This window comes from Viridibacillus sp. KH_047 (assembly GCF_057838945.1).
In genome coordinates, this window is record NZ_CM174479.1 from 3939629 (window position 1) to 3959120 (window position 19492).

At 35.9% G+C, this 19492-nt stretch carries 14 protein-coding genes, 2 pseudogenes and 2 riboswitches; of the genes and pseudogenes, 2 read left to right on the forward strand and 14 right to left on the reverse strand.

Features of this window, described 5'->3' with window-relative positions; all coding sequences use genetic code 11:
* Window positions 1-105 precede the first annotated feature (105 nt).
* Entirely contained in the window at window positions 106-1566 is a 1461-nt protein-coding gene (locus AC3IS5_RS19270) for an amino acid permease (protein ID WP_489425838.1), read from the reverse strand.
* A gap of 107 nt (window positions 1567-1673) precedes the next feature.
* A riboswitch (Lysine riboswitch) is annotated at window positions 1674-1852 on the reverse strand.
* 123 nt (window positions 1853-1975) lie between these two features.
* Window positions 1976-2842, reverse strand: a complete 867-nt coding sequence (locus AC3IS5_RS19275) for an aminoglycoside 6-adenylyltransferase (RefSeq protein ID WP_489427942.1) — start codon at window positions 2840-2842, stop codon at window positions 1976-1978.
* A 147-nt stretch (window positions 2843-2989) separates the two neighbouring features.
* On the opposite strand from AC3IS5_RS19275, the gene AC3IS5_RS19280 reads away from it, so the two are divergent.
* Window positions 2990-4207, forward strand: a complete 1218-nt coding sequence (locus AC3IS5_RS19280; RefSeq protein WP_489425839.1) for a CynX/NimT family MFS transporter — start codon at window positions 2990-2992, stop codon at window positions 4205-4207.
* Window positions 4208-4363: 156 nt separating this feature from the next.
* On the opposite strand, the gene AC3IS5_RS19285 is transcribed toward AC3IS5_RS19280, so the two are convergent.
* The 4 genes from AC3IS5_RS19285 to AC3IS5_RS19300 form a co-directional block, all read right to left on the reverse strand.
* A complete protein-coding gene (locus tag AC3IS5_RS19285; protein WP_489425840.1) occupies window positions 4364-5173 on the reverse strand; it encodes a VOC family protein in 810 nt (269 codons plus the stop codon).
* A gap of 12 nt (window positions 5174-5185) precedes the next feature.
* Entirely contained in the window at window positions 5186-6385 is a 1200-nt protein-coding gene (locus tag AC3IS5_RS19290; RefSeq protein WP_489425841.1) for a M20 metallopeptidase family protein, read from the reverse strand.
* A gap of 171 nt (window positions 6386-6556) precedes the next feature.
* Window positions 6557-6662, reverse strand: a riboswitch (SAM riboswitch).
* 82 nt (window positions 6663-6744) lie between these two features.
* A complete protein-coding gene (locus AC3IS5_RS19295; protein WP_489425842.1) occupies window positions 6745-7800 on the reverse strand; it encodes a nitric oxide synthase oxygenase in 1056 nt (351 codons plus the stop codon).
* 227 nt (window positions 7801-8027) lie between these two features.
* Window positions 8028-8189: an LPXTG cell wall anchor domain-containing protein gene (locus tag AC3IS5_RS19300; RefSeq protein ID WP_489425843.1), complete on the reverse strand. Its 162-nt coding sequence runs from the start codon at window positions 8187-8189 to the stop codon at window positions 8028-8030.
* 1052 nt (window positions 8190-9241) lie between these two features.
* Here AC3IS5_RS19300 and AC3IS5_RS19305 point away from each other — a divergent pair.
* Window positions 9242-10729, forward strand: a complete 1488-nt coding sequence (locus AC3IS5_RS19305; RefSeq protein ID WP_489425844.1) for a catalase — start codon at window positions 9242-9244, stop codon at window positions 10727-10729.
* A gap of 448 nt (window positions 10730-11177) precedes the next feature.
* On the opposite strand, the gene AC3IS5_RS19310 is transcribed toward AC3IS5_RS19305, so the two are convergent.
* From AC3IS5_RS19310 to xylA, 8 genes and pseudogenes are all read right to left on the reverse strand, one after another.
* Window positions 11178-11642 carry a helix-turn-helix transcriptional regulator gene (locus AC3IS5_RS19310; protein WP_489425845.1) on the reverse strand — a complete coding sequence of 155 codons (465 nt, stop codon included), beginning with the start codon at window positions 11640-11642 and terminating at the stop codon, window positions 11178-11180.
* A gap of 80 nt (window positions 11643-11722) precedes the next feature.
* The gene (locus AC3IS5_RS19315) at window positions 11723-13300 is read right to left on the reverse strand and encodes a sensor domain-containing diguanylate cyclase (RefSeq protein ID WP_489425846.1); all 1578 of its coding nucleotides are present in this window, start codon (window positions 13298-13300) and stop codon (window positions 11723-11725) included.
* Window positions 13301-13785: 485 nt separating this feature from the next.
* Window positions 13786-14832 carry an aldose epimerase family protein gene (locus tag AC3IS5_RS19320; RefSeq protein ID WP_489425847.1) on the reverse strand — a complete coding sequence of 349 codons (1047 nt, stop codon included), beginning with the start codon at window positions 14830-14832 and terminating at the stop codon, window positions 13786-13788.
* Window positions 14833-14863: 31 nt separating this feature from the next.
* On the reverse strand, window positions 14864-15853 hold the full coding sequence (locus AC3IS5_RS19325) for a Gfo/Idh/MocA family protein (protein WP_489425848.1): 990 nt from the start codon (window positions 15851-15853) through the stop codon (window positions 14864-14866).
* A 24-nt stretch (window positions 15854-15877) separates the two neighbouring features.
* Window positions 15878-17380 carry a xylulokinase gene (gene xylB, locus AC3IS5_RS19330; RefSeq protein WP_489425849.1) on the reverse strand — a complete coding sequence of 501 codons (1503 nt, stop codon included), beginning with the start codon at window positions 17378-17380 and terminating at the stop codon, window positions 15878-15880.
* A gap of 167 nt (window positions 17381-17547) precedes the next feature.
* Window positions 17548-17682: pseudogene (locus AC3IS5_RS19335) on the reverse strand (PspC domain-containing protein); the annotation flags it as partial.
* A 138-nt stretch (window positions 17683-17820) separates the two neighbouring features.
* Window positions 17821-18021 (reverse strand): annotated as a pseudogene (locus tag AC3IS5_RS19340) (hypothetical protein); the annotation flags it as partial.
* A gap of 118 nt (window positions 18022-18139) precedes the next feature.
* On the reverse strand, window positions 18140-19465 hold the full coding sequence (gene xylA, locus AC3IS5_RS19345; protein WP_489425850.1) for a xylose isomerase: 1326 nt from the start codon (window positions 19463-19465) through the stop codon (window positions 18140-18142).
* Window positions 19466-19492 lie beyond the last annotated feature (27 nt).

The following is a 19492-nucleotide window of genomic DNA, read 5'->3' on the forward strand; positions in this document are numbered from 1 at the left end:
TACTCCCTATAAACACATTCATGAATTTGTTTATAATTGCAATTGGGTGTGAATTAATAAAACAAAAAAACTACGCAGCTTAGAGGCTACGTAGTTCTTTTTTAGTTAACGGTGACTATCAAAGTCACAATCTTCTAGTTTGACGATTTTCGTTTTATGAACAATTTTATAGCCAAACCAAATAGCTAAGAAAATTGGCAATCCGATATATGAAACAAGGATACCGTACCAGTCGATATGATCACCTGTGAATGCTGTATAGTTTTGTCCAACAACAACGATTGCACAAAGTACAAAGGCAAAGATCGGACCGAATGGGAACCATTTTGCTTTATAAGGTAATTCGTTTAAATCGCGACCTTGTACAATATAGGCTTTACGGAATCTGTAATGACTTACTGCAATCCCTAACCAAGCTACAAATCCACACATACCTGATGCATTTAACAACCAAATGTAGACAACACCATCACCAAAGAATGATGCGATGAATGATACACAAGCAACTAAACAAGTTGCCACTAACGCAGCCATCGGAATACCGCGTTTGTTTAGTTTAGTAAACATTTTAGGCGCTTTACCATCTTTAGCAAGCTCCCAAAGCATACGTGATGAAGCATATAAACCAGAGTTTCCTGATGATAAAATCGCTGTTAAAATGATCGCATTCATAATTGAAGCTGCAAACGCGATTCCTGCATTTTCAAATACTAAAGTAAACGGACTTACTGTAATATCACTACTAGCTAAACGTTCATCAGTAAATGGAATTAATAAGCCAATCGCTAAAATCGCTAAAATGTAGAATAACAGAATACGCCAGAAAACTTGACGAACAGCTTTCGGAATATTCTTTCCTGGATCTTCAGTTTCACCAGCAGTAATTCCTAGTAGTTCTGTTCCTTGGAATGAGAAACCTGCTGCTAAGAAGATACCAAACATTGCGAAGAAACCACCATGGAATGGACCATCTTCAATGAAGAAGTTTTTGAATCCAACTGGGTCATGTCCACCCATTAAACCAAATACCATCAAGAAGCTGACGATGATAAAGACGACAATTGTAACGACTTTAATAAGTGAAAACCAATATTCACTTTCACCAAAGCTTTTAATCGATAAGACATTCAAAGTGAAGATGATTACTAAAAATCCTGCGGTCCAGACGAATGATGATACATCAGGGAACCAAAATTTCATAATTAATGATACAGCTGCAATTTCAGCTGCGATTGTAATTGCCCAGTTATACCAGTAGTTCCAACCAAGAGCAAAACCTAGCGCTGGGTCAACGAATTTAGATGCGTAAGTACTAAACGAACCTGATACAGGCATAAATGCTGCCATTTCCCCTAAGCTTGTCATTAAGAAGAACACCATAATACCAATTAAAGAATATGCTAATAACGCTCCACCTGGACCCGCTTCGTGGATAGCTCCACCACTTGCTAAGAACAGCCCTGTACCGATTGTTCCTCCAAGTGAAATCATCGTCACATGACGACTTTTCAATCCTCTATTAAGACCTTGCGTTTCTACGCTTTGGCCGTTATTTTTATTACTCATTAAGAATCTCCTCTTTCCATTTTTCATTGCAAGAAGGTTAACTTGATGTCATAAAAAATACCATCACAAGGAATATGCGATGGTATCAAAACATGCCCATCAACCTTGATAAAGATAGCTCAACACGCCCGCTAAGACGTGACAGTTCTGCACCTTTCGGCAACAGCCCCAATGATTATAAGAAAAAGCTTATAAACACTTCGGCGATATTCCCTTTCAAATAGAATCACTGACGCTTTTCGCCTCATCCATTTTACTTTTTAATACCGCGACCTCTACCTCATCGAATGGATGAGGCATTGCAATATATTAATTTAATATGCCCCTATTATAATACAAGAGAGTTCTATGTTCAAGATGTAAATTTTCTTGAATATTAAAACATTTTAAGTTAATGTTTGTTAAATCTTCAAAATATTACTTCAGTATCACTCGGTAGCGTTTGAATATGCTTTAAATAATTGAGCACTTTAACACCTTCTTCATAACTTTGGAATGAAAGCATGCTAGCAACATTTGTTGCTGTACTTTGAAATAAATCACACATAGTAAATAGTGCTTGCCATGCTGAATCATAGCTAGCATTATTATATGTTGCAAGTAACTGCTCCCACATCTCTTTTGGTAATAGGTACTCAAGGTCCTTGCCGTTTTTACCAACACTTCTAGAAAAGTCTGTTTGCACTCCGACTTGCCATGAAAGCATTTGAATAAGCATTTCACGCGTATTATTAAAATGTGCTTGTGCATAGAGCATCTCTTTTCTCCATAATCCTTTCGCAATATATGTAGCAACCCACCAAAATTCATTACAACAATCTTTATAATGTTCTTCTGTTGGGCATTGTACCCAGTAATTGACGTCCGTTGGTAGAGGGAGTTTAGGGAGTGACCCATCTTTATCTAACAAGATTGTAGTTAAACTGTCTTCTTTACAATATGCTTCTTGTTCTTCGACAGGGATAAGCATCAAATCAATTCGGTTCCCATCCGAAAATTGCATCAAATATGTATAGCGCCCGCCAAGCTCAGGTTTAAACAACACCATATCTTCTGGCGTTTGCATAATGATCCTCTCTCCAAAAATATCTACCCAATGAGGATTGTTAGTAAATGATTTGATATCCGTCACAATATAAACGATATCAAAATCTTGAAAGGGATCCTTTTTTACATTTATATTTGTTCTTGAACCATTCATACAAACTGCACGTACTCGCTCATCATTTTCCGCTACATCTAGGATTAAATCCATCATTTGTTGCGCTGTTCTCATCATCAATACCCCCGTATTAAATTGGTGATTTTATTTTAAGCCATCTTATTAGGATTATCCATTTTCTTTGATATAATTAACCTTTGTCAATTAGTAGGTTTAAAATATTATAAGATTCATAAATATATATAATAGGAGGCGTTACAATTGGCAACAAATCAAGCTGTTCAAAATAGCAACAAGCTAAAATGGAATCGTAATGTTTGGTTACTTGTAATTGGGATTATTTTCATCGCTTCTACATTACGTGCTCCTTTAACATCTGTAGGTCCAATCATTTCATTTATTCGTGATGGCCTACATATTTCAAATGTATTAGCAGGATTTATCACAACGATTCCCTTACTTGCTTTTGCTGTTATTTCACCATTTGCGCCAAAATTTTCAAAGCGCTTTGGCATAGAACGTACTTTACTATTCTCAACAGCATTACTAGCTATAGGAATTCTTACTCGATCTTTAGGAACGACATCCATGCTGTTATTAGGTACATCCCTAATTGGTGTCGCAATTGCTTTTGGAAATGTACTATTACCAAGCTTAATTAAATTGAAATTCCCTTTACAAGTTGGATTATTAACAGGGTTATTCACAGTCTCTATGAATATATCGGCTAGCTTAGCAGCTGGGATTAGTTATCCGCTCGCTAGTGGTGAATTCGGTTGGAAAATTGCACTTGGTATTTGGTTCATTTTAGCGGTTATTGCCTTTATTGTTTGGCTTCCACAAATCCGCAAACCTAAGTCAGAAGTGAAAAGTGCCACTCAAACTAAGAAAGAACAAGTCCCACTTTGGAAATCTCCCCTTACTTGGACCGTTACATTAGCAATGGGTTTCCAATCTCTTATCTTCTATACAACCGCTGCTTGGATTCCTGAAATGCTGCAATCACAAGGTATGAGTGCTAATACAGCTGGATGGATGTTCTCCTTTATGCAGTTCTCACAATTGCCTGCAACGTTTATCATTCCTATTATTGCAGGTCGTAGAAAAGATCAACGTCCTCTTGTTGCAGTATACGGCATTCTTTATATAGTAGGATTTGGTGGTATTTTAGCTGGATGGACTTCATTGACAGTATTATGGATGATATTGCTAGGACTTGCAGGTGGTGCATCATTTAGTTTAGCGATGATGTTCTTCTCACTTCGTACGCGTACAGCTGATGAAGCGGCTGAATTATCAGGTACTGCTCAATCATTCGGTTATTTATTAGCGGCAGTTGGCCCTGTACTATTTGGCTTTATCCATGATATTTCAAATAGTTGGACAACAGCCAACTTCCTATTCCTTATTACTGTAGTATTATTAGTGTCAGCTGGTATGCATGCTGCAAAAGAAGGTTATGTTACACCTGAAAAGTAGAGATGAATCCGAGCTTATAATGGCTCGGATTTTTTCGTATTGTTAACTTAAAACTACATTATCCTAACCATACTAGTCATAGAAAAAAGCTATTACGCAGTCTCAATCACTGCATAATAGCTTCTCTAGATTTATCGGTGCACTAATCTATATAACTTATTTCTCAAAATGATAACGACCATTTAACAATTCAAATGTAGCAGGTTCTTTAGCTCCTGAGAAATTCACTTGGAATGGACATTCTCCTAGTTCTGCTAATACTTTTGCAACAACTCCCTCTCCAATAGGGCTAGCAAAGTATAAGTCACCGCCAGCTAATGTAAGAACCTGTATAATAGCATTCAACTCCGGATCGACATACGCTTCTGCAAACTCTAACCCTAAATATCGAGACCATTTTTCAGCAGTTTTTTCAGCATCTATTACTGCAAAAGTAACACCTGCAAAGTCCAACTTTTCTGGTTGCTTTCCAATGACTCCTTTTTCAACTTGCTCCTGTCTACGCTTATCATCATTGTCATCCCATTGAATAATAAATGGCAATTGAAGAGAGTCATTTTCTTCTCCAGCGTAAAGTAATTGCCAGCTTATAATACTGCCATCCGGTCGTTTTCTATTCATTGGCACTGGACCATTTACTGATAAACCTTGCTCTTTCAAACGCTCTGCTATACCTTCAATATCCGTTGTGCGAATTGCAAATCTTACGAAACCTTCTGTGAAATCATTATTTACTACTGTTTCAATAAGGCTGTGATGCAAATGCTCTGCCCCAGTTACTAGCTCTCTGTCGTATGTACCAAGGTACTCTATATAACTTAGATCAAAGTAACTAAGTGCATTGTACGTTCCGCGTCCTTCATGTACGCCACCTTCAACAGCATGAATTCCTTGGTTTTGTAATGATTGTATTACTTCTTTTGGTTCCTCTACAAAATGTACTACGTGATCAAAAGATAATGTCATGTTCAAGTCCCCTTATTTAAATAAATAATGTGAAACGATTTTCACAAATGCTTTCTCTATTGTTAATAACGCTCTTTCATCAAAATCGAATTTCGGATGATGATGTGCAAAATGAGTGCGTTCGTCGTCATTCTGTGATCCTGCTTTAAAATAAGTACCTGGCTTTTCATTTAAAAAGTACGCAAAATCCTCTCCACCCATTGACGGTTCAAATTCAATCACCGATTCAGTACCAAATTCCCTTTCAAATAAATCTTTCACAAGAGCAGTTTCAGCCGGATGATTGTATAAAGCTGGATAGCCGTGTAAATAATCAATTTCATATGTGGCATGTGCTGATTCCGTTATGCCTTTGACGATTGAGTAGATTTCTTCTTTTACCTTATTACGAACTTCATCCGTCATTGTGCGAACCGTTCCTTCAATAAGTGCCGAATCTGCAATAATATTAAAAGCACTTCCTGCATGGAATACACCGACTGTCACTACCGCTGCATCAAATGGATTTAAGCGACGACTGACAATTTTCTGCAACGCTCCAACGATTTCGCTACCCACAACAATTGAGTCGATGGATTGTTGTGGTTTCGCACCATGGCCACCTAGTCCTTGAATTTTAATCGCAAATTTATCAACTGCAGCCATTTTAAAACCATCCCCAACAGATACCTTTCCAACTGGTGAACCCGAATCTAAATGCGCGCCAAATACATAATCGACTTCCTTCAATACATCTTCAGCAATCATGAATTTCGCACCACCAGGAGGTTTTTCTTCCGCATGTTGGAAGATAAAAATAATATTACCGTGCAGATGCTCTCTGTAATGGCTTAGCGTTTTTGCTGTCGCAAGTAATGCGGCCGTATGTCCATCGTGACCACAAGCATGCATGACACCATCCTTTTGGGATTTATAAGCAACTTCTTTTAAGTCTGTAATAGGTAATGCATCAAAATCAGCTCTTAAAGCGATTGTTTGACCAGCATGATCCCCTTTCAAAATACCGATTAAACCATTTCCGCCTATCCCTTTTTTCACCTCTAAACCGAAGCTCTCAAGTTTTTCTGCAATAAATTTTGCAGTTTCATATTCTTCAAAAGATAACTCTGGATGCTCATGCAAATATCTCCTCCATCCAACAATTTCATCAAATCCTTGATCTATTTCTTCATAAATTGTAGTTAAAAGTTCTTTTTGCGTTATCGCACTCATTCAATATTCCTCCCTCAATTTATACCTTTAATACAAATTGGTTTACTTTGAATTTGAGTTAAATTTTTTTCTTAGAAACTTTGCATTATATGCTCTATAAATTTATTTCATGATATTAAAAAGCCGATTTCTCTATTTCATTTAGAGAAATCGACTTGGTATGTAAGTCTCTCCTCATCTATCAAGCTTTTAATCAACTTGCTGGAAGTAGCACCTTGCTTTAAAAGCGGTTGCTGAGATATCACAGGACCAGTCCCTCCATCTCTCTTGATAAGAAAACCTATTGAATTAGTAGTAATTAAAAATCATGTTACGCCAATCTATTAAAAATTGCAATAAATTCCCTGATATTCTCTAAGTCAATATGGCGCTTTCTGATAAAAATAATTTGGTGTTTTACGTTCATTGTCATATGGTTTATGGAATATATGCGTTGTAGCCGGTGATAACGGTGGAATAAGCCATGTCCAATTTCCCGTTACGTCACGCCCTGCAATTTGTTCATTGGATTCGAAGCGTTTGAATTGTTGTGCTGCTGTATGGTGATCAACAATGCTCACTTCATCTTCTTTATACGAGTATAAAACTGCCGCATTTAATTCAACTAATGCACGGTCTTTCCATAAGGAAGAATTTGAAGCTGTATTTAAACCCATTTTTTCTGCGATGGTTGGTAACATATTATATCGATAGTCATCAGCTAAATTACGTGCACCAATTTCCGTTCCCATATACCAGCCATTAAACGGAGCAGCTGCATATGTAATACCACCAATTTCTAATTTCATATTCGAGATCATCGGTACCGCATACCACTTCAGATCAAGTTCCTTAAACCACTCAAATTCGGGGTGTCGGATTGGAACTTCCAATATATACTCAGCTGGAATATCGAATAATTGCGGTTGTCTTTCTCCAACTTGAATAACAAGTGGCAATACATCGAAACGCCCACCTTGTCCTTGCCAGCCAAGTTGCTCACATTTCTTCGTAAACTCCACTGAATCTGGATCTCCCACAATGCCATCTGGCGTTTCATACCCAGCATAGCGGATTAATTGATGATTCCAAACACGTACATTACGTTGAGAGAAAATTGTAATCGTCGGACGGATTCGACCACCATTTGTTGCAAAATCAATATGCTCTAGAAGTCCTTGAAAAATGTCGTGCTCACTTGTTAGTTCGCGCTTATCAAGCACTTGCAACGTTTGCCAAAACAAACGACCAATACATTTATTGCTATTACGCCAACCTACTTGTGCACCAAATTTCAGTTCATCTATTGTATGTTCATAAAATCCATTCTCTTGGATATCATGCTCTACTTCAGCTAAGCGTCTTCCTAATTCCTCTTCAGATCGCTCTGTTTCCGAATAATACAATTTTATAAAATCAATAGCCTCATTCAACATCGCCACAGTTCCTCCTGTTACCACTCGACTTCCTAACTACCATCATAGAAGAATTGATTTCCATTAGACAAGGTATAAGACTTAAATAATGTGGTGTTTTTGTGGCAACTGCCATTTTTGGCATAAAAAGAATGATTAAAGGTTTTGTAAATCAAAAAAACCAACATATTTAATACATAATAAAGGGACTATTAATGGTATAAAACCAATTAATAGTCCTCTTTTCACTATGCTTTTTTAGTTCTTCTGTTAAACAATATCGATAATCCGAGTAGGATAACTGCTCCCCCTACAAGCAGTGTCCATAATTGATACTCTGAACCTGTTTGAGATAGTGAACTACTTTCATTAGCACCCTTGATATCGCTTGGTTTATTTGAACCTTTCAATTCAACTGTTGTTTCTGGACCATTTGGTTATTGTTATTCTAGACACCTTTTAATAAATAACTTATTTTACCAACTTATAAACTCGTTTAACAAAAAAAACTTATATTATTAAATATTACATTTTTTCTATGTATTCTATTTCCGAAATTCCTTGTGAGATTACTTCGTAAAATCCCATCACTCTCCACTAATACATTTCATTTCACTCCATTTATTTAACAATCTAATAGAAAAGATACTACTTCATTAGCGCGTAAAAAAACTTGTCGTTGGTCGCTAACTCCCTTCTAGAACTATATAAATTTTAAAGAGTTAGCGATATACATAATACAGATTCTTATAAAAATCCTTCCATTACATAAAACACAAATTGCCTCTACTATATCTGAACCTCAAAATTCCAAAATTCTATAGATTTCAATACCATTAAATTCCGATACTCATCTAGAGTCGGTACCCCATTGTAATTTCAAAAAACTGTCACACTATCTTTGACATAAATTATTTATGATTAAAATATATTAATGGAATAAGGTTCATTCGAAAGAATTCATAATACTGCGCTCATTATTCGAAATAAATATATAAATAGATTTATTGAATCATGTTCCGTTCACCCATAACATTGTTTTCAATTAGCTATACAATAGACAACGAGTTGATAATAATAATCACTCTAATTTACATGTAGTAATCAAATTATGCTTTAAATGAGAAGTATTGATTTGAAATAATTTATTTGCAGGTAGATATCCAATTTAATATAATAAAAACACCCACTAATTCTAGTGTTCTTTTTCAATGTTTTTTCAAACGATTATCACTATATCTGTAGTGCATACAATACATTCAACTTTACCCCCCCAACTAACACTAGTCTTTAAAAGTAATTTTTTGTAATTTTATAGTTCGTACACTTTACACTCTTTTTATAGGATATACTTAAAGATATAAATTCCTTAAAGATAATCATTATAATTTACTTTCAACTAGCAATCTGTTATATTAGTTTTGAAGAGTTCAATTGAGATCAAAATAGGAGGCACAACATTATGACAAATGATAATAATAAAAAGTTAACAACTGCTGCCGGCGCGCCAGTCGTTAGCAATACTAACTCTATGTCTGCAGGTAAACGTGGACCCCTTTTACTGCAAGATGTATGGTTAATCGAAAAATTAGCTAATTTTAACCGTGAAGTTATTCCTGAGCGTCGTATGCATGCTAAAGGTTCAGGTGCATTTGGTACTTTCACAGTAACTCACGATATTACTAAATATACAAAAGCTGCAATCTTCTCTGAAGTAGGTAAAAAAACAGAAATGTTCGCTCGTTTTTCTACTGTAGCAGGTGAACGTGGTGCTGCAGATGCTGAACGTGATATCCGCGGATTCGCATTAAAATTCTACACAGAACAAGGTAACTGGGATTTAGTTGGTAACAACACTCCAGTATTCTTCTTCCGTGATGCAATGCACTTCCCTGACTTAAACCATGCTGTTAAACGTGATCCGCATACTAACATGCGCTCAGCTAATAACAACTGGGACTTCTGGACAAACTTGCCTGAAGCATTGCACCAAGTAACTTATGTTATGGGTGACCGTGGTATCCCAACTGATTACCGTCATATGCACGGTTTCGGTTCACATACGTATTCAATGATCAACGCTGATAACGAACGTGTATATGTGAAATTCCACTTCACTTCACAACAAGGTATTAAAAACTACACAGACCAAGAAGCTGCTGAAGTAGTTGCAAACGACCGTGAATCTTCACAACGTGACCTATTTGAATCAATCAAAAAAGGCGATTTCCCTAAATGGAAAATGTCTATCCAAGTGATGACAGAAGAACAAGCTCGTAACCACCGTTACAATCCATTTGATTTAACAAAAGTATGGTATAAATCAGAGTTCCCATTAATCCCTGTTGGTGAATTCGAATTAAACCGTAACCCAGCTAACTACTTTGCTGATGTAGAACAAGCTTCATTCGCACCATCTAACGTAGTTCCTGGTATTAGCTTCTCACCAGACCGTATGTTACAAGCTCGTTTATTCGCTTATGCAGATGCTGCTCGTTACCGTTTAGGTGTAAACAATACATCTATCCCTGTTAACGCACCAAAATGCCCAGTACACAACTTCCACCGCGACGGACAAATGCGTGTAGATGGCAACTTAGGCAGCACATTGCACTATGAGCCAAACAGCTACGGTGAATGGCAAGAACAACCATCATATAAAGACCCTGCATTAGCACTTGATGGACCAGCAGATATCTATGACTTCCGCGAAGATGATGACAATTACTTCGAACAACCAGGTAAATTGTTCAACATCATGAGCCCAGAAGAACAACAACGTTTATTCGAAAATACTGCTCGTAACATGGAAGGTGTTGAGTTCTTCATTAAAGAACGTCACATCATTCACTGCTACAAAGCAGATCCAGCTTATGGTACAGGTGTTGCCAAAGCAATGGGTATCGATATCAAAGATATCGACCTTAACAAAGAAATTCAATATCGCTAATATTACAAAGCCTCGTTTAGCTACTATGCTAAGCGAGGCTTTTTTTATTTTTTAACCACTTATCCACAATTAACTTAATTATTTTGAATATTCTACGCACTTATTAACAGAATTGGTGTATAACTTTGTCTAGATTGTGGATAGTATCATTTTTCTACCAAAAAGTTATCCACAAAAAACAACTCTCCTTTTTTGAAGAGTTGCCTTTTCAGTTTAAATAAACTATTTAGCTTCTAGTTTTACCTGTATTACCTATGTATAAAGCAAGACCTATATGTATATTACATTCGTTACTGTAATACAACTTACGAGTGTTGTTACTAAAACAGTTTGATAATCTAATACAAAAATATATACTCAATTCCTGACTCAACTTGAAGAATAATTGCATTTGTAATGTAACATAACAAAAATAAAGGCATCCACATATTACATGGATGCCTGATACTTAATTAGAGTGATTTTCTTCTAATATACGGGTAAATTCTTCTAACGCCGCTACTTCATTCATCGTACTAAACCAACGATATGATTCAGAGTCTAAAATCCGATAATGGTTGCTTAAAATATTTTGTTGCAAACGATATCCTTTATCCTCTTGTATTGTACGCCACCAGACATGTCCACCCATAGTTTTTTCTTTTGGACGTGCAATCACGTCATGCGCTGTTAGCTCGACTACTTCCATCGGATCGCCACCCATTGCATTTTGCAAAATTGAACTTTCTCTAAATAGGGCACAAAGGGCAACTGTTGTCGTCCAGCCACATGGTGTTCGTTGCTTTTCGATTTGAACAAGTGTTTTTTTTGATATACCTAGTACCTCAGCCATTTTATCCTGAGTATAGTTATTTTCCGTACGTACTAACTTAAATTTCTCAGTAGCGATACTAATGATTTTTTCTTTATCCATACTTATCACCCTTATTTGTTTCTTTTAGTGTAATTTTATACTATTGAGTACAAAAAGGGAATTTTCTATTATATAGTGGATTAAAGAACAATTGATATTTCTTTTGCCATTACAACTCGATTTCTACCTTGTTCTTTCGCCTCATATAAGCATTGATCTGCTAATCCTATCATTGTTGCAGGCTCACTTGCCATTGAAGGATATTCTGCAATCCCCGCTGAAATTGTAATATTATTTCCAGTTGGACTTATTGTTCGCTCTATATCTGTTCGCAGCTGCTCTGCTACTAAATAAGCATCAGTTACAGATGTATTTGGCAGTAAGATGATAAATTCTTCTCCACCATAACGGCAACATAAATCATTTGCTCTTGTTGCTTTTTTCATTTTCAAAGCTAAGAATTTTAATACTTCATCTCCAACACCGTGACCGTATGTATCATTCACCGACTTGAAATGATCTATATCTATTAAAATAATTGAGTAAGGTGTATTTCCACTTGTCCATTTTTGCATTCGTTCATTTAATGTTCGTCGATTAGTCAATCCTGTAAGTGGATCTGTCGTTGATTGGTCCATAAAGAAGCTTACTTGTCCATGGAGAAAAGATAGGCTCTGAATTAATGCTTTTTTTAGTTGTATAACTTCATAATACCAGCCGGGTACTTGAGCAAGATTCTTTTCTTCGTTTGCTTTCATACTACTTTCCGTTAATGTCGCTAGTTGCTGTAATGGACGTGCAATTTTAAGTGAAGCCCATAAGATGATAATTAGTGAAACAAGTAATAGTGGTAATGCAACGTACAGCATTTGCTTTACCATATTTGTTGCTGGTTTTAAAGCAATTTCAGTTGAGCGTTGTGCCACAACTCCCCAATCGGCAATTGAAATATATGAATATCCTGCCAGCATGTCCTTACCTTTAGAATTGATCAAACGAGCTGCACCTGTACTATGATTTTCAAGCATTTCGCTTACAACTTTATTATCAGATACAACATCATTAATGCGTGATTTATCATGATGATAGATTATACGGCCATCTTTATCTACTACATACACGTAAGAACCGTCTTGATAAAAATGCTCACCAAGAACTTCGTACAATACATTATCTTCTTTCAAATAAATAGTCCCGCCTACAAGTCCTAAATAACTACCATCCTTCGAGAAAACTGGCACTGAGATGAAAATCAGTAGACGATTTGTAATTCCATGATACGGTTTGGAGATCATTGGCTTCTTTTGCAAAATCGCTTCTTTCATCGCTTCAGATGTGAGTTTTTTGCCTTTCAAATCTAGTGATTGAGGTGACGTCGCCAGTACTTTACCCTTTGCATTCACAATCGCTACAGAGTTAAAAGTAAATGTCTGATTTTTCACCCGATCTGCTTCATGTAAAAGTTTTCCTTCATCATCTATAAAGGATGCAACTTCTTCGGCACTAATAGTTAGCGTTTGAAATGTTTCTTTTATATAATCATTAGCTGTCGTTGCTAGTTTTTGTGCATACGCATGATTCGTTTTAAGAGTACTCTCTTGTAAAGATTGCGTATTCGTACGATAGCTACTCAACAAACTACTCGCTATTGTTAAAAAGAATGCCAAAACAGCTACACTGATAATTAAATGGTGTAGTTTTAGATTAATTTTTTTCATATGTATCTACTCATTTCTTTAGGATAAATATCCACTTCATAGTACTTAAATATTCAATTATAATTATTGAAATAAAGAATCCCTTCAAATCCGCCAGGTGCTTTTGGGATGCCTCTTGCTATAGCCTAAAAACCCCTTGTAAGGCGCCTAACAGTTCTTCATATATTAAGCCTATATAAGACGATTAACTCACTAATTTTAGCACATTTCAAAATCTCTATTATACTACGTCTCAAGCATTATTGGGAAAAACAGAATCTTCACCATCATAACACTGTATAGTATCGTCAAAATATACTTCTATTTTAATGCCTAAAGACCCACAGTTTGTCCAACATATAATCAATAACCTATCTTTCTTATTAATACTTTTGGATTTCCCATACCTTTTTCGGAACTTATAAACTTATTTTCATGTAAACAATAAAGCAGAAAATGGCATCAAAAAACCGCTTAGTATTTGACGGCACTAAGCGGTTTCATTATTAATTAGTTGTGAAAATATACTTTGTATACTTATAATACTCCTTACCTTTTTCCAAAGTAGATTCTCTTAAATCATCATATTCAATCGAATACGGTGGTAACTGCGTTTCTAAACATAGGCCTAAATAATTTTTAGATTCAATATCCCCAAAAAGATAACCTTCACCTAGTTGTTGACCTGTGTATAAAACGATATATGGATTATTAGTTATTATGCTCATTTGTCTACCACTTTCATCATCTTTCAAAACAACATCATATTCACTACTCTTTAATAATTTAAAAGGATGGTCATAGCCTTGACCAGCAATAATCACTTGTTCATCAGCAGAATGGATACCATCTGCTATTACTCGTTCAGATCGAAAGTCAAATACTGTTCCTTCTACATCTTCTAAACTACCAGTCGGCAATAACTCATCATTTAAAGACAAAAAGTGGCTGCTATTAATTTTCAAAATATGTTGTGAAATATCTCTTCTTAAATTGCCACTAAGATTAAAATAACTATGATTTGTCATATTCAATACTGTTTTTTGATCACATGCACCACGATATTCAACAATCAACTCATTAGTATTATTAAAGATATACTTCACTTTTGCCGCTAGAGCGCCAGGAAATCCGTTATCTCCATTAACACTAGTATATTCAAATTGTAATACTATTTCATCTTTAGACTCCATGATAGTAGTATTCCAAATGCTTTTGTCAAAACCATTTCTACCACCATGTAATTGATTTTCTCCTTCATTACATGGTAATTGAATGACTTTGCCATCGATTAAAATTTTCCCCTTTGCAACTCTTCCGGCATGTTGCCCAATAACTGCACCGATATAATGTGGATTGTTCTCGTATTCTTCAATCGTATCAAATCCTAATACGATATTCTCTAATCTTCCTTCTCGGTCTGGCACAATTAATTTCGTAATGATACATCCAAAGTTTGTACAAGAAAATTCTAGACCTTGATTATTTTGAATAATATATTCATAAATAATTTGGCCGTTTTTTTCACCTAAGTGTTTTGTGGTAAGTTTCATATGGTCCACTCCCTTTCTGAACACAACTATTTCACTGTTTGACCATCTTTTTTTCACTAAGAGATTTATAACATGCTTCAATAGTTTGCATATTATGGACTATAGCTTCTCCAGAATAGGACGGCTGTGTATCTTGTAAAATACATTGTGAAAAATGCTCAACTTCTAGCTTATAAATATCGCCTGGGATTTTTTCTGTGGTTATTTTCGAGCCCTGCATTAAAACAACCTCACCAATACCACCATTTCGATCCGGTCTAAATGCATATGGTACTGTAATTTTTCCTTTTGTACCTACAACTTCATACTCATTACGTTCAATCATTTCAAAACTACAATCGATTAATGCGGTTACATTATTATCCATTACCATATGCAAATACGCTGAAGTATCGACCTGTGTTGCTTCATCAATTTCTGCCTTTGCAGAAATTGATATGGGTTCGGCTTGTAAGATATACCGCGCTGCATGAATAGAATAACACCCTACATCATAAATACTGCCACCACCCATTTCAGCCTTCATCCGTATATCGCCATCACGATTTTCAAGATAAAATGAATGACTAGATTTGAAGAGCTTTACCTCGCCAATTGCACCTTCCGCAATAAGCTCTTTAACTCGTTCATGCTGTGGGTGAAACTGATACATAAATCCTTCCATGAAATGCACATTATTTTTACTACAGCTTTCAATCATATCAATAGTTTCTGCAGCAGTTATAGCAGCTGGCTTTTCACATAAAACATGCTTTCCATGCTGGGACGCCTTTTCAACCCATTCCTTATGCAAATGATTTGGTAGTGGTATATACACTGCATCTATTTCCGGATCTAGCAATAAGTCCTCATATGATTCATATGCCTTTTTTATTTTAAGCTCTTTGGCTGCTTGATGTACTTTTTCACCCCGACTCGCAATAGCTACTAATTCAGCATTTTCCGCACGGCATATCGCTGGAATCAATTCTGTTCTCGCAATATTAGCTGTACTTAATACTCCCCAACGTACTACTCCCATTCTAGTTACCTCCTTAAATACTCTTTATCTTCTAAATTTCTTTAAAGATTGATTTAATAAATTTGTTTGTTGATAGATTTGTTGATAGATTTTGAATAACTCTGTATAGATTACAACATTTCCTTCAATCGGTTCATAGGTATCCTTAACCTGCACAAAGACTTCCGCACATTCCTCTATCGTTTTAAACCATCCTGATCCAGTTGCTGCTAGCATAGCTGCTCCCACACCGGGTCCCTGTTCACTCACTAGGTTTTCAACCGTTACATTGAAAATATCTGCTTGCATTTGAAGCCATGTCTCATTTTTGGCACCGCCACCAATCGATACAAGCCTTGCAATCTTTTTACTTTGCAGCCTAAAGATTTCGATGGTTTCATTTAATGAAAAAGTGATACCTTCCATAATAGCCCTAGCAAATTCTTTTTTAGTATGTGCACTATCTATTCCAATAAAGCTACCTCTAATAGTCGCATCAGAATAGGGCGTTCTTTCACCAACTAAATATGGCGTAAAGAGTAAACCATTTGAACCAACCGGTATTTGCTCAATACCATCAAGAAAATCTTCAAAGCTTTCACCAGTACCTGCAAAGTTTTGCTTAAACCATTCAAGACTATGTCCAGCTGATAATGTAACACCCATTGAATAATATGCGTTCCTTACAGCGTGATTGAAATAATGAATCTTACCTTCGAATTCTAATGAACTATCTTTTTCATAAGATAAAACCACTCCTGATGTACCGATGCTGCACATCATCTTCCCTTCACTTAAAATTCCTGCTCCAATTGCTCCACATGCATTATCCGCGCCACCAGCAAATACTTTAGTATCTATAGATAAGCCTGTTTTATTGGCAACTTCTGCAGTAATTGTACCGACAAAATCTGAAGACTCTACTAAAGGAGGACAAATATTAATGTCTAAGTTCAAACTATCGCAAAGTTCCCTACTCCATTGTCTTGTCGTAACATCTAGTAATGATGTTCCTGCAGCGTCAGAAAATTCGCTACCAATTTCGCCTGTTAAACAGTACCGTAAATAATCTTTTGGTAGTAAGAAAACCTTTGTTTTTTCTAATATCTCTGGTTCATACTCTTTAACCCATAAGATTTTAGGAAGAGTAAATCCTTCAAGCACCGTATTTTTTGTGATTTTTAAAAGTGTATTTAATCCAACTTTATCTAAAATATAGTTACATTGTTCAGTTGTCCGAGTATCATTCCATAAAATTGCATGGCGTAAAGGGCAATTTTTTTCATCCAATAGAACTAAACCGTGCATTTGTCCTGAGAAACTAATACCCACAATGTCTTCAATGTTACCCTTAAACTGTAATACGAGCCGCTGTATTGCTTTTATTGTTTTAGCTTCCCACTCAGCTGGATTCTGTTCACTATATCCAGATGCCATTTGAATAAGCGGATACTCCTCTAGTGCTTCAGCTATTATTCGACCACCCTGATTCATTAATAACACTTTTACTGCACTCGTCCCCAAATCGATGCCAATTACGTATTTCATTATTAAACCTCTTTTCATAAGGCTGTTTTCTCAAAGATTGTTGCTATTAAAACCAAAAGACAGATTTAATCTACAAAATGTGTAGAATGAACTCTGTATTTTTGGTTTTTAATGTCCGTGAATCGAATATTTAACAAGAGCCTTCCGTTAGCATAACAAGGGATGATTTAATATAATTTATTATCATTTTCTAAAGTCGCTGCTAAAAATAAATATACAATGATAGATGTTGGACTTGTAAATAAAAATATTAACCTAACGATTGTAGAAGATATACCGAAAAATTCTGCAACTCCTCCACGAACGCCTTGTAATTACCTGTTTTTCGAAGATTTTTTAATTTTCGAATAATTATACCATATGAAATAAAGAAAAATATACTTCTGCTTATTAAAGTAAGCTGCGCCTTTAGTTTAAGAACAATAAACCACTGAATTCGCTTAAAAAGCATCTGATAATAGGTGATTACTGTCTTTTCTTAATGCTTCGACTGTGAAATAGTTAGATTTTTGACAAGCTGAAATAAGCATTTGCTCTATACGATTTTCAAATGCCAAGTTTTTATGTAACTCAAGCCAACGATGCCAATAGAGGTAATTATCCAAATAATACGTACCAACACCTTGAAATCGTTCCATCCATCACCTGAAAATGCATTATATTCAACCATAATCAGTATTTTTAAGAGAGCAACAATCTATACGAAAACAGCCTTTCATAAAAAGGGTATGCATCAAATCGCATACCCCTTAAACTTGGTTATTTTTCTGATAGAGCTGTTAATAAGTATTGGTTGATCGTCGCTTTGATTAATTCTGTTCTTCCTGAAGAGTTTTGAATGTCTCCTAATCCTAAAGCATATTCTTCTAATTTCTTAAAGTCTGTTTTACCATCTACAATTTCCTTACCTATACCCAAATCATAGCTGCTATAACGATTAGTAATCAGTTCCTCAATGACATTGTCGTCGATTAAATTCTGAGCAACTTTTAGACCGATAGCAAAACTATCCATGCCCGCAATATGTGCGTAAAATAAATCTTCTGGCTCAAATGAACCTCTTCTTACCTTGGCATCAAAGTTCAGTCCTCCCGCACCAAGCCCTCCATTTTGGAGAATTTCATACATCGCTAAAGTTGTTGCATACAAATCTGTAGGAAACTCATCTGTATCCCAACCTAATAATGGGTCTCCTTGGTTTGCATCTACTGATCCTAGCATGCCATTAATTCTTGCAACGCGTAACTCGTGTTCAAACGTATGACCAGCAAGTGTTGCATGATTTGCTTCAATATTAAATTTGAAATAACTTTGTAGATTATAGTTTTGCAAAAATGCTAAACCAGTAGCTACATCAAAGTCATATTGATGCTTCGTCGGTTCCTTTGGTTTTGGCTCGATTAAAAATTGGCCATCGAAACCAATTTCTTTTGCATAATCCACTGCTAAATGGAAGAAACGACCTAGATTATCCTGCTCCAACTTCATATTTGTATTAAGTAACGATTCGTATCCTTCACGTCCACCCCAAAACACATAGTTTTCAGCATTTAATTCTTTAGCCACTTCAAGTCCTTTTTTTACCTTGGCAGCCGAGTAAGCAAAAACATCTGCATTTACTGCCGTTGCTGCACCATGTACAAAACGGGGGTGTGAGAACATATTAGCAGTATTCCATAATAGCTTCACCTTGCTAGTAGACATATAATCCTTAATCATCGCTACAATCTCATCAAGATTTTCATTGGATTTTTTCAACGTGCTTCCCTCAGGTGCAACGTCAACATCATGAAAGCAAAAGTAGGGGACATTCAGTTTTTCAAAAAATTCAAATGCTGCCTCTACTCTTGCTTTTGCTAAGTCCATACCACTTAAATGATTCCAAGATCGAATCATATTGCCTCTTCCAAATGGATCACTACCATCCATCGTAAATGTATGCCAATAAGCTACTGCAAAACGTAATGTTTCCTCCATCGTTTTACCACCGACGATTTCCTCTGGCGCATAATATTTAAATGCTAGTGGATTTTTTGAATGTGCTCCTTCAAATGAAATTTTATCTATATTTGCAAAATAGCTCATACGCAACTCCTCCTTATAAATCTATAT